12 protein-coding genes are annotated in these 14,963 nt (G+C 71.9%); 7 read left to right on the top strand and 5 right to left on the bottom strand.

The window, feature by feature from the left end; all coding sequences use genetic code 11:
* Nucleotides 1-56 precede the first annotated feature (56 nt).
* On the bottom strand, nucleotides 57-584 hold the full coding sequence (locus IE251_RS01890; protein ID WP_189751128.1) for a DUF4245 domain-containing protein: 528 nt from the start codon (nucleotides 582-584) through the stop codon (nucleotides 57-59).
* A 127-nt stretch (nucleotides 585-711) separates the two neighbouring features.
* On the opposite strand from IE251_RS01890, the gene glpX reads away from it, so the two are divergent.
* On the top strand, nucleotides 712-1,746 hold the full coding sequence (glpX, locus tag IE251_RS01885; RefSeq protein ID WP_030778779.1) for a class II fructose-bisphosphatase: 1,035 nt from the start codon (nucleotides 712-714) through the stop codon (nucleotides 1,744-1,746).
* 96 nt (nucleotides 1,747-1,842) lie between these two features.
* Here glpX and IE251_RS01880 read toward each other — a convergent pair whose 3' ends face one another.
* Nucleotides 1,843-2,217, bottom strand: a complete 375-nt coding sequence (locus IE251_RS01880; protein ID WP_189751127.1) for a WhiB family transcriptional regulator — start codon at nucleotides 2,215-2,217, stop codon at nucleotides 1,843-1,845.
* Between the two features lie 201 nt (nucleotides 2,218-2,418).
* A complete protein-coding gene (locus IE251_RS01875; RefSeq protein ID WP_189751126.1) occupies nucleotides 2,419-3,096 on the bottom strand; it encodes a DUF1707 SHOCT-like domain-containing protein in 678 nt (225 codons plus the stop codon).
* A 145-nt stretch (nucleotides 3,097-3,241) separates the two neighbouring features.
* Here IE251_RS01875 and IE251_RS01870 point away from each other — a divergent pair, with 145 nt between their 5' ends.
* Nucleotides 3,242-4,912 (top strand): fumarate hydratase, encoded by a 1,671-nt coding sequence (locus IE251_RS01870; RefSeq protein ID WP_189751125.1) that lies wholly within the window; start codon nucleotides 3,242-3,244, stop codon nucleotides 4,910-4,912.
* A 58-nt stretch (nucleotides 4,913-4,970) separates the two neighbouring features.
* Here IE251_RS01870 and IE251_RS01865 read toward each other — a convergent pair whose 3' ends face one another.
* Nucleotides 4,971-6,494, bottom strand: coding sequence for a ricin-type beta-trefoil lectin domain protein (locus IE251_RS01865; RefSeq protein ID WP_189751124.1), 1,524 nt, complete (start codon nucleotides 6,492-6,494; stop codon nucleotides 4,971-4,973).
* A gap of 103 nt (nucleotides 6,495-6,597) precedes the next feature.
* Here IE251_RS01865 and IE251_RS01860 point away from each other — a divergent pair, with 103 nt between their 5' ends.
* The 3 genes from IE251_RS01860 to IE251_RS01850 all read left to right on the top strand — a co-directional run bounded on the left by IE251_RS01860 (nucleotide 6,598) and on the right by IE251_RS01850 (nucleotide 11,138).
* Entirely contained in the window at nucleotides 6,598-7,995 is a 1,398-nt protein-coding gene (locus IE251_RS01860) for a class II fumarate hydratase (protein ID WP_189751123.1), read from the top strand.
* An 82-nt stretch (nucleotides 7,996-8,077) separates the two neighbouring features.
* A complete protein-coding gene (fomD, locus tag IE251_RS01855) occupies nucleotides 8,078-8,767 on the top strand; it encodes a cytidylyl-2-hydroxypropylphosphonate hydrolase (RefSeq protein ID WP_189751122.1) in 690 nt (229 codons plus the stop codon).
* Nucleotides 8,768-9,035: 268 nt separating this feature from the next.
* Nucleotides 9,036-11,138 (top strand): SpoIIE family protein phosphatase, encoded by a 2,103-nt coding sequence (locus IE251_RS01850; protein WP_189751121.1) that lies wholly within the window; start codon nucleotides 9,036-9,038, stop codon nucleotides 11,136-11,138.
* A 69-nt stretch (nucleotides 11,139-11,207) separates the two neighbouring features.
* Here IE251_RS01850 and IE251_RS01845 read toward each other — a convergent pair whose 3' ends face one another.
* Complete coding sequence (locus IE251_RS01845) at nucleotides 11,208-13,532, bottom strand: transglycosylase domain-containing protein (protein ID WP_189751120.1); 2,325 nt, start codon at nucleotides 13,530-13,532, stop codon at nucleotides 11,208-11,210.
* Between the two features lie 216 nt (nucleotides 13,533-13,748).
* Here IE251_RS01845 and IE251_RS01840 point away from each other — a divergent pair, with 216 nt between their 5' ends.
* Both IE251_RS01840 and IE251_RS01835 read left to right on the top strand, forming a co-directional pair.
* Nucleotides 13,749-14,660, top strand: a complete 912-nt coding sequence (locus IE251_RS01840; protein ID WP_189751119.1) for an SPFH domain-containing protein — start codon at nucleotides 13,749-13,751, stop codon at nucleotides 14,658-14,660.
* Nucleotides 14,657-14,914: a type II toxin-antitoxin system antitoxin gene (locus IE251_RS01835; RefSeq protein WP_189751118.1), complete on the top strand. Its 258-nt coding sequence runs from the start codon at nucleotides 14,657-14,659 to the stop codon at nucleotides 14,912-14,914. The genes IE251_RS01840 and IE251_RS01835 overlap by 4 nt, the downstream gene beginning before the upstream one ends.
* The last annotated feature ends 49 nt before the right edge of the window (nucleotides 14,915-14,963 follow it).

The raw sequence follows: 14,963 nt of genomic DNA, 5'->3' as shown, positions 1-14,963 counted from the left end.
CCCCCGGCAGCATCAGCGCCGGGGGCCTCCTCACACGTAGGGGAGCGCGCGGGCGGTCACTCCGCCTTCAGTGCCGCCGCCAGCGTCTTCAGGTCGTCGAAGGAGGCGGTGCCGGCGACCACCGTGGTGGAGCCGGGGGTGTTGTCCAGGACCAGGGCGTCGTACCGGCCGCCGGTGTAGCGGGTCCAGGTGCGGCCGGCGATCCGTTCGGTCCGCTCGGTGGCCGAGCCGCCCTGGGTGGCCTCCTCGATGAATTCGGTGCGCTTGCGCGTGGACTGCTCGACCTGCGCGTACTGGCCGTCCGGGGTCTGGAAGCCGAGGTGCCAGCGGTCCGCGTCCTTGCCCTCGGAGCGTACGGAGGTCGGTTTCCAGGTACTCGGCAGGCCCTCGGGCGCCGCCACCGGGTAGTCCGCCGCGCGGCGGGCCGTGAGCAGCTCGACCCGGTAGTCGACCCGCTGGAGTTCGGGAGCGTGATCGTCGTGCGGGATGGTGAAGAAGTACACGACCAGCGACGCGATGACGATCAGGGCCAGGGAGAGAACCATGTCCCGGGCCGTCTTCTGCTTGCGGTTCGAACCTGCCACGCCCCCTATCGTCGCAGGTGTCCCAAGCGCTCATCCGTGGGGTCCCCTGCTCATTTTGTATGCCTAACGATAGAGTCGGGTCCAAGACCCTCATCCGGCCGTCGTCGTATCAGAAAGGTGCGCTCCGATGACCGAACACCATCACCTGCCGTCCGAGCTCGATGTTCCCTCGGAGGCTCCCGACCGCAACCTCGCCCTGGAGCTGGTCCGGGTGACCGAGGCCGCCGCCATGGCCGCGGGCCGTTGGGTGGGGCGCGGCGACAAGAACGGCGCCGACGGCGCCGCGGTGCGCGCCATGCGGACCCTCGTCTCCACCGTGTCGATGAACGGCGTGGTCGTCATCGGCGAGGGCGAGAAGGACGAGGCCCCGATGCTCTTCAACGGGGAGCACGTGGGCGACGGCACCGGCCCCGAGGTGGACATCGCCGTCGACCCGATCGACGGCACCACGCTGACCGCCAAGGGCATGCCGAACGCGATCGCCGTCCTCGCCGCCGCCGAGCGCGGCGCGATGTTCGACCCGTCCGCCGTGTTCTACATGGACAAGCTGGTCACCGGCCCCGAGGCGGCCGACTTCGTCGACATCAACGCGCCCGTCGAGGTGAACATCCGCCGGATCGCCAAGGCCAAGCGGTCCACGCCGGAGGACGTCACCGTCGTCATCCTCGACCGGCCCCGGCACGAGGGTCTGATCCGGGAGGTCCGGGAGGCCGGCGCGCGCATCAAGCTGATCTCCGACGGCGATGTGGCCGGTTCGGTGTACGCGCTGCGCGAGGGCACCGGTGTCGACCTGCTGCTCGGCGTCGGCGGCACCCCCGAGGGCATCATCTCGGCCTGTGCCGTGAAGTGCCTGGGCGGGACCATCCAGGGCAAGCTGTGGCCGAAGGACGACGAGGAGCGGCAGCGGGCGATCGACGCCGGGCACGATCTGGACCGGGTGCTCACCACGGACGACCTGGTCGCCGGGGAGAACGTCTTCTTCGTGGCGACCGGCATCACCGACGGCGAGCTGCTGCGCGGGGTCCGGTACCGCTCGGAGACGGCGCTGACCGAGTCCATCGTCATGCGGTCGAAGTCGGGGACGGTCCGCCGGATCGACTCCGAGCACCGGCTGAGGAAGCTGCGGGCCTACAGCGCGATCGACTTCGACCGGGCCAAGTAGCGCCGGACGGCGGCCGGACGACAGGGCCGGGAGAACCCCGGAGCCCGTCAGAAGGGGCACCCTCCTCGCGTGGAGGGTGCCCCTTCTTCCGCCGTCTCAGCCCGCCATGCGGTTCGCCGCGGCCCGCGCCGCCTTCTTCAGCTCCACCTCGCGGCGGCGCCGGCGCGCCAGCACCACCCGGCGCTCGGCCGCCGTCAGGCCGCCCCAGACGCCGTAGGGCTCGGGCTGGAGCAGGGCGTGCTCGCGGCACTCGACCATGACCGGACAGCGGGCGCAGACCCGCTTGGCCGCCTCCTCGCGGGACAGCCGGGCGGCGGTCGGCTCCTTCGACGGGGCGAAGAACAGCCCGGCCTCGTCGCGCCGGCACACCGCCTCGGTGTGCCAGGGCGCGTCTTGGTCCCTGTCTCGCGCCGGCACCCGCTGGGCCGGAACGCCAGCTACCTGCAGGGACGAATGCGGCGGTTGCAGCACGGTCTACTCCTGACGACGGCTTCGCGAGCGAGAGACGATGCAGCAAGGCCTACCCGCTGTGCGCGCGCCTATGCACAGCGTTGGCCCCGGCGAACGCCCGGCGGCTCGTTCCCGCCCCCCGCCCCGGCCGTCACCGACGGACCGGAACGTTCCGGTCACCGGCGGATTCGCGTCCGTCGAGGGCGGGCGGACGCGCGGCCGTCAGCGGCCGAAGTGCTTGCTCAGTTTCCGGTCGACCTTGTCCTGGACGCGCTCGAGGATGTCCGAGACGGTCCGGCCGCGCCGGGGCCGTGCCTCCACGGCGCCGAGGACCGCCCAGCCGTCGACGTAGACGACCGGCGCCGCGGAGTCGGCGGAGTCCAGCGGGCTCACCTCGAACTTCCCGAGCACCCCGCCCCCGGTGCCGCGCAGCGAGATGTTCTCCGGGACCCGGATCCGCACCTCGCCGAAGACGGAGACGGCCTTGATGACCACATGCTGGTACTCGAAGATCGCCTCGCTGAGGTCGATCTCCACGTTGCCGAAGACCGCGTACGCGTGCAGCCGGCGCCCGGCGCGCCAGCGGCCCCGGCGCACGGCGCTGCTGAAGACCGCCACCACGTTGGCGTCGGCCGCCGCGGGGATCGCGCCCGGCTCGGGGCGGGACGGAGCGGGAGCCGTGGGCGGCCGGTAGGCGGCGGGCAGGTCCCGGATGAAGGCCTCCAGCTCGCCCACCGTCTTGGCGTGCAGCGCCCCGTCCACGCGCTCGGCGTGCTCGTCGGCGGTCAGCCGGCCCTCGGCCAGGGCCTCGCGGAGTATGTCGGCGACCCGGTCGCGGTCGGCGTCCGAGGCGCGCAGCTCGGTCGCGGGTGTGGGTGCGCTCTGTTTGTGAAGGTCCACGACGGCAGCGTACCGAAACACGATAGATCGCGACAGCCCTGACTGAGCGCCACCTCACAGGTTCACGGCCGGCGGCAGGTTCTACGCTGGGGAGGCTCGCCAGCGTCGGCGGGCCGCCGTCCGTCAGAGTGAGGAATGGGCTGAGATGCCTGAGTTCGCGTACACCGATCTGCTCCCCCAGGGCGAGGACACCACCCCGTACCGGCTGGTGACCTCCGAAGGCGTGTCCACCGTGGAGGGCCCGGACGGCCGGACGTTCCTCAAGGTGGAGCCGGAGGCGCTGCGCAAGCTCGCCGAGGAGGCCATCCACGACATCCAGCACTATCTGCGTCCGGCCCACCTGGCGCAGCTGCGCCGGATCATCGACGACCCCGAGGCGTCGGCGAACGACAAGTTCGTGGCGCTCGACCTGCTGAAGAACGCGAACATCGCGGCGGCCGGCGTGCTGCCCATGTGCCAGGACACCGGCACGGCGATCGTCATGGGCAAGCGCGGCCAGAACGTGCTGACGGCCGGCGAGGACGAGAAGCACCTCTCGCACGGCATCTTCGACGCCTACACCAGGCTGAACCTGCGCTACTCGCAGATGGCTCCGCTCACCATGTGGGAGGAGAAGAACACCGGCTCCAACCTGCCGGCCCAGATCGAGCTGTACGCGACCGACGGCGGCGCCTACAAGTTCCTGTTCATGGCCAAGGGCGGCGGCTCGGCCAACAAGTCCTTCCTGTACCAGGAGACCAAGGCCGTCCTGAACGAGTCCTCCATGATGAAGTTCCTGGAGGAGAAGATCCGTTCGCTCGGTACGGCCGCCTGCCCGCCGTACCACCTGGCGATCGTCGTCGGCGGCACCAGCGCCGAGTACGCGCTGAAGACCGCGAAGTACGCCTCCGCGCACTACCTGGACAACATGCCGGCCGAGGGCTCGCCGCTCGGCCACGGCTTCCGGGACAAGGAGCTGGAGGAGAAGGTCTTCGAGCTGACGCAGAAGATCGGCATCGGCGCGCAGTTCGGCGGCAAGTACTTCTGCCACGACGTCCGTGTGGTCCGGCTGCCCCGGCACGGCGCGTCCTGCCCGGTCGCCATCGCCGTGTCCTGCTCCGCCGACCGCCAGGCCGTCGCGAAGATCACCGCCGAGGGCGTCTTCCTGGAGCAGCTGGAGACCGACCCGGCGCGCTTCCTGCCGGACACCACGGACGAGCACCTGGACGAGTCGTCCGACGTGGTGAGGATCGACCTCAACCAGCCGATGGACACGATCCTCGCCGAGCTGACCAAGTACCCGGTCAAGACCAGGCTGTCGCTGACCGGTCCGCTGGTCGTGGCCCGTGACATCGCGCACGCCAAGATCAAGGAGCGGCTGGACGCGGGCGAGGAGATGCCGCAGTACCTGAAGGACCACCCGGTGTACTACGCCGGCCCGGCCAAGACCCCCGAGGGGTACGCCTCCGGTTCCTTCGGCCCGACCACGGCCGGCCGCATGGACTCCTACGTGGAGCAGTTCCAGGCGGCGGGCGGCTCGAAGGTGATGCTCGCCAAGGGCAACCGCAGCAAGCAGGTCACCGACGCGTGCGCGGCGCACGGCGGCTTCTACCTCGGCTCCATCGGCGGCCCGGCCGCCCGCCTGGCCCAGGACTGCATCAAGAAGGTGGAGGTCCTGGAGTACGAGGAGCTGGGCATGGAGGCCGTCTGGAAGATCGAGGTCGAGGACTTCCCGGCGTTCATCGTGGTGGACGACAAGGGCAACGACTTCTTCCAGGACCCGGCCCCGCAGCCGACGTTCACCACCATTCCGGTACGGGGTCCCGGGCTGGCCTAGCCCGCACGCGGAACCCGGGGCGGGCGTCGTACGAAAGGTGCCCGCCCCGGGCCGGCGGTCAGCTGAAGCGCTGGGCCGCCGAGCCGTCGCAGGTCTGGAGCCTGACCCGCTCCTTCGCCGCCGTCAGGGTCAGGCACAGGCCCGGTGCCGCCGCCGGGCGCAGGGTGCCCGCCTGGCGGACGAACCGCTGGTTGGCGCCGCCGTGGCAGTTCCACAGGATCAGGCCGGTGCCGGCGGTGTAGGAGCCGTCCGGTACGTCCAGGCAGCGGTCGTGGGTCAGCTCCAGGTGCAGCGCGCCCCGAGCGGTGTCGTACCACCAGCCCTGGTTGCGGCCCCCGTGGCAGTCCCAGCCGATGACCTCGGTGCCGTCGGCGCTCGCCCCGCCCGAGGCGTCGAGGCAGGCGCCGGCGGCCTGGCCGGTCAGCGGGCGGAACGCGTCGTCCCAGGCGCCCGGGTACAGCTCGGGCGTGCCGGTGCTCGCCGGGTCGGCGCAGCCCGCCTCGCGCAGCCCGGAGCCGTAGAACCGGGTCAGGCACGCGGCGAAGGCGGCGTGGCCGCGGGCGTTGGGGTGGAAGGACTGCCGGACCGAGTTGGCGTCCGGCGGGAAGGGGTTGGCCAGATCGACGTACAGGCCCCGCGCCCAGGTGTCCTCCATGCAGACCTCGTGGCCGTGGAAGAGCCGGGAGTTGTCCAGGTAGGAGGCGCCGCTCTTGCGGGCCGCCTCGCGCATGCCGCGTTCGAACAGCGGGACGGCGCTGTTCCGGCCCCAGGCGCTGTCGGAGTCGTAGCCGGTGCAGCCGCCCGGGAGCTTGCCCGGGAAGTCCGGGTTGTCGTGGATGTCGGGGCCGATGGGGCTCGGGTAGCCCATGAGGACCAGCTTGTAGTCGCCGTCGGCGTAGCCCGCGTCCCGCATCACCGCCTTCAGGTCGGCGACGGTGGCCTCCACCTTGGGTACGAGGGCGTCCACCCGGGCCTGCCAGCCGGGCGCGTACTTCGGCTCGCAGGTCCCCTGGAGGGTGAGGTAGCGGGTGACGCAGTCGGTCATCACGGGCCCGAACTGGAGGTCGTCGTTGGCGCCGGCGACCAGGACGATCATCTTGATCCGGGTGGTGCGGGCCTTGACGGCGAGGCTGTCGCTCTGGACGAGTTCGTCGGCGTACTGCCTGGCGCCGCCGACGCGGATGTTGCCGGTGTAGGCGCCCGAGCAGGCGACGTTGTAGGTGACGTCGGCCGGGATGCCGGTGCGGTGGATGGCGGCCTGGGGCGAGCGGTGGCACCAGTTGTCCGGGCCGTTGGTGCCCGGTTCGTAGGAGCCGACGCCCTCGCCGGATATCTCGCTGTCACCCAGGGAGATGAGCGAGGTCTTGCGGTCGGCGAGGGGCCGCTCGGCCGGGTCGCCGTAGAGGGCGGTGGACTCGGCGGCCCGGACACGTTCCAGGTCGGGCGGGAGCGGGGTGGCCGCCGCGGCGGCGGGGGCCGCGTGGGCGGTGGGGGCCGCGAGGCCCGCGAACACGGTGGCGGCCGTCGCGACAGCGGCGGCCGTACCTCTGATCCTGGACCCGATGGATCCGACGCGTTTCATGACGCCTCCCCGAAGCAGGTGTTACCACCGGTATTTACTGGCGGGTAGTCAGATAGGGAATACGCGTGACGTGAAACGTGCTCATGTTTTCGGAGGTACGACGATGACGACCGAAGAGCCGCAGTACCGGATCGAGCACGACTCGATGGGCGAGGTCCGGGTCCCGGCCCATGCCAAGTGGCGCGCGCAGACCCAGCGCGCCGTCGAGAACTTCCCCGTCTCCGGACAGCGCCTCGAACGGGCCCACATCGAGGCCCTGGCCCGCATCAAGGCGGCGGCGGCCAAGGTCAACGCCGGGCTCGGAGTGCTGGACGAGGACATCGCGGGGGCGATCCAGGAGGCGGCCGCGGAGGTCGCCGACGGCCGCTGGGACGAGCACTTCCCGGTGGACGTCTTCCAGACCGGCTCCGGCACCTCGTCCAACATGAACACCAACGAGGTCGTCGCGACGCTGGCCACCGAGCGGCTCGGCCGTGACGTGCACCCCAACGACCACGTCAACGCCTCGCAGTCGTCCAACGACGTCTTCCCGTCCTCGATCCACATCGCGGCCACCGCGGCCGTCACCCACGATCTGATCCCGGCCCTGGAGCACCTGGCCGCGGCCCTGGAGCGCAAGTCCGCCGAGTTCGCGGACGTGGTGAAGTCCGGGCGCACCCACCTGATGGACGCCACCCCGGTCACCCTCGGCCAGGAGTTCGGCGGATACGCGGCCCAGGTCCGCCACGGCGTCGAGCGCCTGCACGCGTCCCTGCCCCGCCTGGCCGAACTCCCGCTGGGCGGCACGGCGGTGGGCACCGGCATCAACACCCCGCCCGGCTTCTCCGCCGCCGTCATCGAGGAGGTCGCCCGGGTCACCGGGCTGCCCCTGACCGAGGCCCGCGACCACTTCGAGGCCCAGGGCGCCCGCGACGGCATCGTGGAGACCAGCGGCCAGCTGCGGACCATCGCGGTCGGCCTGACGAAGATCGCCAACGATCTGCGCTGGATGTCCTCCGGCCCGCGCACCGGTCTGGCCGAGATCCGGCTGCCCGACCTCCAGCCCGGCTCCTCGATCATGCCGGGCAAGGTCAACCCGGTCGTCCCCGAGGCCGTGCTGATGGTCGCCGCGCAGGTCATCGGCAACGACGCCACCATCACCACCGCCGGCGCCGCCGGCAACTTCGAGTTGAACGTGATGCTCCCGGTCCTCGCCAAGAACGTCCTGGAGTCGATCCGGCTGCTCGCCAACGTCTCCCGGCTGCTGGCCGACCGGACGATCGAGGGCATCACCGCCGACCGCGAACGCGCCCGGGAGTACGCCGAGTCGTCCCCGTCCGTCGTCACCCCGCTGAACAAGTACATCGGTTACGAGGAGGCCGCGAAGGTCGCCAAGAAGTCCCTCGCCGAACGCAAGACGATCCGCGAAGTCGTCCTGGAGGGCGGGTACGTGGAGCGCGGCGACCTGACGCCGGAACAGCTCGACGAGGCGCTGGACGTCCTGCGGATGACGCGCCCGTGACCGCGGCGAACGTTTCCGGCCACCCGGGGCGGCCGTGACGCGCGCCGCAGCGTCGTATGCCGGCGGCACCTAAAATCTGTCCATGACGGACGACGGAGCGATGGCACGAGTGACGGCGGGAGCGGCGGCGCACTGGACGCCGGGGACACACATCCTGTGGCGCTACCGGGAGAACGGGGGCGAGCAGTTCCACATCGTCCGGCCCGTCACCGTCGTACGTGACGACGCCGACCTGCTGGCGGTGTGGCTGGCCCCCGGCACCGAGTGCGTGAAACCGGTCCTGGCCGACGGCACGCCCGTGCACCTGGAGCCGCTGGAGTCCCGCTACACCAAGCCGCGCACGGTGCAGCGGGACCGCTGGTTCGGCACCGGCGTGCTGAAGCTGGCCCAGCCCGGCCGGCCCTGGTCGGTGTGGCTGTTCTGGGAGCCCGGCTGGCGGTTCAAGAACTGGTACGTCAACCTGGAGCAGCCCCTCGTGCGTTGGGCGGGCGGGGTGGACTCCGAGGACCACTTCCTGGACATCACCGTGGGCCCGGACCGCAGTTGGCGCTGGCGGGACGAGGACGAGTTCGCGCAGGCCCAGCGGGACGGGCTGATGGACCCGGCGACCGCCGAACGGGTGCGGGCGGCGGGCCGGGAGGCGGTCGACGTGATCCGCGCGTGGGGGCCGCCGTTCCCGGACGGCTGGCAGAACTGGCGCCCGGATCCCTCCTGGGGGGTACCTTCTCTACCCGAGGACTGGGACCGCACGCCCGCGCATGTGTCCTCATGAGACCCTTGATGCGCCCCCGGGCGAGAAACGTAGGATCGTCCTCCGCAAGGGCGCGTGAACGCAACTACCGGAGCATGCGCCGGGGCTGACCGATCGTCACCGAGGGACGGCAGGACGTGAGCGAGGGGTATCAGGGCACCACCACGAAAGCCGGCCCCGCGGGAATCCCGTTCCCTGGGCACGTATTGCGGGTATCGGGACTTCGGCGGGACCAACTGCGCGCCCGGCGCATCCGGCGCGCAGCCCCGGACGGACGGATGCGACACGCGTGACGGAGCAGCCCACCTCCATCGAGCGCCCCCAGCCGGGCGCCGACCCCGCGGAGCCCCGCGGGGCGTTCCTGTGTGCCCCGGAGCAGTCCGCGCGGCAACCCGTCGAGCCGGCCTTACCCGCGCAGGCCCGTGCCGACACCACGCCCGCCGGCCCGGGCACGGCCACGCCCCGTGGCAAGGGAAAGGACGGCATGGGGAAGGAGCACCCGGTGGGCGGCCCCGAACACTCCCAGCCCGCCATCACCGAACCCGACGCCCTGCGCCCGCGGCCCGCTCCGGACGGCATCCCGGCACAGCCCGGTACCGACCCGGAGCGCGCGCCGGGCGGTCCGGAGCGCCGTACCGGCCGGGCGGTGCCCTCGGGGCGGCCGATGCCGATGCGGCGGGACGGCGACCGGCTCAGGTTCGTGGGCGCGGCCACCCGGCGCATCGCCCGCGGGCTCGACCTGGACGAGATCGTGATGGGCCTGTGCCGGGCCACCGTGCCGACGTTCTCCGACGCGATCCTGGTCTATCTGCGTGATCCGCTGCCGGTCGGCGACGAGCGGCCCACCGGTCCGGTGGTGCTGCGGCTGCGCCGCACCGACCGGATACCGGACGAGCGGGACACCGACGGGGTGCTGCTGCCGGCGGCGTTCGAGCCGGAGCCGGAGCCGTCGGTGCTGGCGGACCTGTCGGCGCTGACCACCGAGCTGTGCGAGGTGCGGCCGGGCGGCGCGCTGAACGAGGTGCTGCGCGGGGTGCGCCCGGTGTTCGCCGACGCGCCCGCCGCCCGGGCCGCGCTGCCCGAACTGCTCGGCGAGAGCGGGGAGGGCGTCGTACCGGGCGGGCAGCACGCGATCCTCGCGCCGCTGCGCGGCCGGCGCCGGGTGATCGGCGCGGCGCTGTTCCTGCGCCGCCCGGACCAGCCGGCGTTCGAGGCGGACGACCTGCTGGTGGCCGCGCAACTGGCCACGCACAGCGCGCTGGGCATCGACAAGGCGGTGCTGTACGGCCGGGAGGCGTACATCGCCGACGAGTTGCAGCGCACCATGCTGCCCGAGACCCTGCCCCGGCCCACCGGTGTCCGGCTGGCCTCGCGGTACCTGCCCGCGGCGGAGACCGCGCGGGTCGGCGGCGACTGGTACGACGCGATCCCGCTGCCGGGCAGCCGGGTCGCCCTGGTCGTCGGCGATGTGATGGGCCACTCCATGACCTCGGCGGCGATCATGGGCCAGCTGCGCACCACCGCGCAGACGCTGGCCGGGCTCGACCTGCCGCCGCAGGAGGTGCTGCACCACCTGGACGAGCAGGCGCAGCGCCTGGGCACCGACCGCATGGCGACCTGCCTGTACGCGGTCTACGACCCGGTGACGCACCGCATCACGATCGCCAACGCCGACCATCCGCCGCCCGTGCTGCTGCACCTGGGCGGCCGGGCCGAGGTGCTGCGGGTGCCGCCGGGCGCGCCGATCGGGGTCGGCGGGGTGGACTTCGAGGCGGTGGAGCTGGACGCGCCCGCCGGGGCGACCCTGCTGCTGTACACCGACGGGCTGGTGGAGTCCCGGCTGCGGGACGTGTGGACCGGCATAGAGCAGCTGCGGGAGCGGCTGGCCGCGACGGCCCGGCTGACCGGGCCGGACCATCCGCCGCCGCTGGAAGCGCTGTGCGACGAGGTGCTGGACATGCTCGGCCCGGGCGACCGGGACGACGACATCGCGCTGCTGGCGGCCCGGTTCGACGGGATCGCGCCGAGCGATGTCGCGTACTGGACGCTGGAGCCGGAGCGCACCGCCCCCGGCCAGGCCCGCCGGCTGGCCCGCCGGGCGCTCGCCCGGTGGGACCTGGAGGACCTGTCGGACTCGGTGGAGCTGCTGGTCAGCGAGGTGGTGACGAACGCGGTGCGGTACGCGTCGCGGCCGGTGACGCTGCGGCTGCTGCGCACGGACGTGCTGCGCTGCGAGGTCGGCGACGACGTGCCGCAGCTGCCGCGCCTGAGGCAGGCCCGGGCCACCGACGAGGGCGGGCGCGGCCTGTACCTGGTCAACAAGCTGGCCCGGCGCTGGGGCGCGACCCGGCTGAGCACCGGCAAGGTGGTCTGGTTCGAGCTGAACCGCTGAGCCGGAAGGCGCTACGACGCGAAGGGGCGCCCGGAGTCTCCTCCGGGCGCCCCTTGGCGTGTGCGGGCCCTACTGGCCGAAGTGGAAGCCGCCGCCGTCGTCGTCCGGGTCGGGCGGGCCCTCGGTGGTGGGTTCCGTCGGCAGCCCGGTGGTGGGGGTTCCGGACGGCGTCTGCGAGGGCGTGCGGGACGGCGTCTCGCTCGGCGTCTCGGACGGGGTCTGCGACGGCGTGCGGGACGGCGTCTCGCTCGGCGTCTCGGACGGGGTCTGCGACGGCGTCGTGGACGGGGTCGGCGGCGCGCTGCTGGTGGGCGGCGGGGGCGGCGCGACGGCGGCGCCCTGGGTGGTGTCCAGGTCGAACGCGGACCGGTCGGTGACGCCGAAGGTGTAGGCGGCCCAGATCTCCGCCGGGTAGCCGCCGCCGTTGATCCGGCCGCGCCCCGGAAGGAGTCCGGTCGCGCCCTCCATGGACACATGGCCGTGGGTCTTCGGGTCCTCGCCGAACAGGCCGACGGAGGTGACCAGGTCGGGGGTGTAGCCGGTGAACCAGGCGGACTTGTTCTCGTCGGAGGTGCCGGTCTTGCCGGCCACCTGCTGGCCGTCGCGCAGCGGGTTGGCGGCCACGGACGTCTTGGCCGTGCCGTCGTCCACCACGCCGGTGAGCACCGAGGTGACCGTGTCGGCGGCCGTGCGGCTGAGCACCGTACCGCCGACGGGGTCCGGCATGTCCACCGTGCGGCCCTTCTGCTCCGCCGACTTGATGATGGCCGGGGTCACCTTGTGGCCGTGGTTGGCGAAGGTGGCGTAGATCCCGGCCATCTCCAGGGGGCTCGCGCCCATCGAGCCGAGCGTCTGGGCGGGCACCGCGGGCATGCCCTTGGTGTCCATGCCGAGGCTGCTCGCGGTGCTCATGACGTTGTCCATGCCGACGTCCACGCCCATCTGCGCGAAGACGGAGTTGACGGACTTGTTCATCGCCTCCTGGACGGTGATCTTGTCGTAGTCGGCCTCGTCCTCGTTGGGCGGGGCGAAGCCGACCGGGCGGCCGTGGTCCACCACCGGGCGCCGGTTGCCGCCGTCGTAGAGGGTACTGGCGGTGATGGGCTTGCCGTCCTGCGTGGTGGCCTCGCGCTCCAGGGCGGCGGCGAGGATGACCGGCTTGAAGGTGGAGGCCGGCTGGTAGTCCCTGCGGGTGGCGTTGCTCGTCCAGTGCTCGTAGTAGTTCTGGCCGCCGTACAGCGCCACGATCTTGCCGGTCCCGGGGTCCACGGAGACGGCGCCGGGCTGGATGTCGCCGTCGACCTTGCGCTTGGTCTTGTCGAGCTTGCCGGTCAGCTCGCTGCGGACGGCCCGCTCCAGCGCGGCCTGCTTCTTGCGGTCGATGTTGAGGGTGATGGTCCAGCCCTTCCCCTCGACCGCGTTCTCCGCCTGCGACTGGGTCAGGCCCTCCTGCGCCATGAGCTGCTGTTCGAGCTGCTGGTTGGCCAGCTCGACCAGATAGCCCTTCTGCCCGCCGAGCCCGGGGGCGCGCTTGGGCGCCTTGATCTCGGGGAAGTGCATGGCCGTGCGCTGCGCCTTGGTGAGCCAGCCCTCCTCGACCATGTTGTCCAGAACGTAGTTCCAGCGCTGGGTGACCAGCCGCTTGCCGGTGTCGGTCGCCACCGCCCAGTCGTACTGGCTCGGCGCCTGGAGCAGCGCGGCCAGATAGGCGCCCTGTTCGACCGAGAGGTCCTGGGCGTCGACGCCGAAGTAGGCCTGGGCGGCGGCCTGGATGCCGTAGGCGTCGCGGCCGTAGTAGCTGGTGTTGATGTAGCCGGCGAGGATGTCGTCCTTGGACTTCTCGCGGTCCACCTTCAACGAGATGACCAGCTCCTTCAGCTTGCGCGTGACGGTCTGGTCCTGGTTGAGGTAGTAGTTCTTGACGTACTGCTGGGTGATCGTGGAACCGCCCTGCTTGCCCCGGCCGCGCAGGGTGTTGAGCAGGCCGCGGGCGGTGCCCTTGAAGTCGACGCCGGAGTCGCTGTAGAAGCTCTTGTTCTCGGCGGCGACGAAGGTCAGCTGGACCTTGCGGGGCACCTTGGACAGGTCGACGATCTCGCGGTTGACCTTGCCGCTGCGGGCCAGCAGCGTTCCGTCGCTGAACTTGTAGACGTTGCTCTGCTGCCGGGCGGCGGCGTTGCCCTCGGGGATGTCGACGTACATGTACAGGCCGATGAAGCCGAGGATGGCGAGCAGGCACACTCCGAAGACGGTGCCGAGGATCTTCTTCCAGGTGAACATCCGGCGCAGGAGGCTCTTGGCGGGTTTGCCGGCCGCCGCGGGTTCGGAGCGGCGGCGCTTGGACGCCGCGCGGTGACCACGCTGTCGCGCTCGTCTCTCTTCCGCTCGTCCCATGGGTCCCTACGCTCGCTTCCGTCTCGGGGTCAGCTCCGAAAGCTAACACCCGCCTATATGACAAAGGGCGACCGATCCGGTCTTTTACGGACGTGACAATCAGCACCCATCCACAAGGAACCGACGTTCGGCGGTAGTTCAGGGTTGCCCGTGCCTGGAAAAGTGATATCACTTAGCTAGACCAACGCTAGACGCTCCAACGAACGGGGATCACCCATGTCCGACATACCCGAGATGCCCGCCCCGCGTGTGCGCGAGTTCCAGGCCCACAGCATCGGCGGCGGGCTCGCGCTGCTGCTCGGCCTGCTCGGGCTCGGCGCCGCCGCCGCCCTCTTCGGCACCGCCGGGGCCGTCACCTCGGCCGGCGTCCGGGGCGGGCTCATCGCCGCCGGTGCCGTCGTGCTGCTCGCGGCCCTCATCGCGATGCGCGGCCTGAACACGGTGGCCCCGGGCGAGGCCCGGGTGGTCCAGCTCTTCGGGCGCTACCGGGGCACGATCCGGCAGGACGGGCTGCGCTGGGTGAACCCCTTCACCTCCCGGACCCGGATCTCCACCCGGGTGCGCAACCACGAGACCGCCGTACTGAAGGTCAACGACGCATACGGCAACCCGATCGAGCTGGCCGCGGTCGTGGTGTGGAAGGTGCGCGACACCGCCCAGGCCACCTTCGAGGTGGACGACTTCGCCGAGTTCGTCGCCACGCAGACCGAGACGGCCGTGCGGCACATCGCCATCGAGTACCCCTACGACTCCCACGACGAGGACGGCCTCTCGCTGCGCGGCAACGCCGAGGAGATCACCGAGAAGCTGGCCCGCGAGCTCCAGGCCCGGGTGGAGACGGCCGGAGTGGAGATCGTCGAGTCACGGTTCACGCATCTCGCGTACGCTCCCGAGATCGCCTCGGCGATGCTCCAGCGGCAGCAGGCGGGCGCGGTCGTGGCGGCCCGGCGGCAGATCGTCGACGGCGCCGTGGGCATGGTGGAGGCGGCGCTGGCCCGGATTTCGGAGGCGGACATCGTGGACCTGGACGAGGAGCGGAAGGCGGCGATGGTGTCGAACCTGATGGTGGTGCTGTGCGGGGACCGCGCCCCGCAGCCGGTCCTGAACACCGGAACCCTCTACCAGTGACCGACCCGGAACGGACACCCGGGAACCGGCCGCGGCAGCGCAAGCAGGTGCTGCTGCGGCTGGACCCGGCGGTGTACGAGGCGCTGGCCCGGTGGGCCGGGGACGAACTGCGGTCGGCGAACGCGCAGATCGAGTTCCTGCTGCGGCGCGCCCTCGCGGAGGCGGGGCGGCTGCCGGGGGACGCGGGCCCGCTGCCCCGCCGGGGCCGGCCGCCCGGCGACTCCGCCCCCGGCACCCCGCCCCCGCCGTCCTGAGCCGGGCTCCCGTCCAGGGGCCCGGCCGTCGTCGCACCCGGTGTCCGCG

This window comes from Streptomyces eurythermus, from assembly GCF_014649115.1.
Lineage (GTDB): Bacteria > Actinomycetota > Actinomycetes > Streptomycetales > Streptomycetaceae > Streptomyces > Streptomyces eurythermus.
This window is presented reverse-complemented; position numbering and strand designations above follow the sequence as displayed.

Coding starts and splice junctions, on each gene's coding strand:
- IE251_RS01870 (WP_189751125.1), top strand. CDS start 3,242: ATGCCTGAGTTCGCGTACACCGATCTGCTCCCCCAGGGCGAGGACACC.
- glpX (WP_030778779.1), top strand. CDS start 712: ATGACCGAACACCATCACCTGCCGTCCGAGCTCGATGTTCCCTCGGAG.
- IE251_RS01860 (WP_189751123.1), top strand. CDS start 6,598: ATGACGACCGAAGAGCCGCAGTACCGGATCGAGCACGACTCGATGGGC.
- IE251_RS01845 (WP_189751120.1), bottom strand. CDS start 13,532: ATGGGACGAGCGGAAGAGAGACGAGCGCGACAGCGTGGTCACCGCGCG.
- fomD (WP_189751122.1), top strand. CDS start 8,078: ATGACGGACGACGGAGCGATGGCACGAGTGACGGCGGGAGCGGCGGCG.
- IE251_RS01865 (WP_189751124.1), bottom strand. CDS start 6,494: ATGAAACGCGTCGGATCCATCGGGTCCAGGATCAGAGGTACGGCCGCC.
- IE251_RS01840 (WP_189751119.1), top strand. CDS start 13,749: ATGTCCGACATACCCGAGATGCCCGCCCCGCGTGTGCGCGAGTTCCAG.